Origin of the sequence: Cupriavidus phytohabitans (assembly GCF_017815025.1) — a bacterium.
GTDB lineage: Bacteria > Pseudomonadota > Gammaproteobacteria > Burkholderiales > Burkholderiaceae > Cupriavidus.
On the sequence record NZ_JAGIQB010000234.1, the window covers coordinates 1 to 611 of the forward strand.

The following is a 611-nucleotide window of genomic DNA, read 5'->3' on the forward strand; positions in this document are numbered from 1 at the left end:
ACGCACGGCAACTGCGTCTACCTGTTCGAGCGCGACTGCTCGGTGCAGCGCCGGCACCAGAAGGTGCTGGAAGAGGCGCCCGCGCCGGGCATGACGGAGGAACGCCGCCGCGCGATGGGCGAAGCCGCAGTGGCCGCCGCCAAGGCCGTGGGCTACGTCGGTGCCGGCACGGTAGAGTTCATCGCCAACCAGGACGGTTCCTTCTACTTCATGGAGATGAACACGCGCCTGCAGGTCGAGCACCCCGTGACCGAGATGATCACCGGGCAGGACCTGGTCGAATGGCAGCTGCGCGTCGCCGCCGGCGAGCCGCTGCCGCTGACGCAGCAGCAACTGCGCATCGACGGCCACGCGCTGGAAGCGCGCATCTACGCCGAGAACCCCGACAAGCAGTTCCTGCCCTCCACCGGCACGCTGCGCTTCCTGCGCACGCCGCCGGCGGTGCAGTTCATGCGCGGCGAGGATGCTCATGGCCCGGCCGGTATCCGCATCGATGCCGGCGTGCGCGAAGGCGACACCATCAGCCCGTACTACGACCCGATGATTGCCAAGCTGATCGTCTGGGGCAAGGACCGCGACGAGGCGCTGGCGCGCATGCGCCAGGCGCTGGC

At 69.2% G+C, this 611-nt stretch carries 1 protein-coding gene; it reads left to right on the top strand.

Features of this window, described 5'->3' with window-relative positions; genetic code table 11:
* A partial coding sequence (locus J8I34_RS34290; protein WP_500784454.1) for an ATP-binding protein occupies window positions 1–611 on the top strand: 611 nt, incomplete at both ends.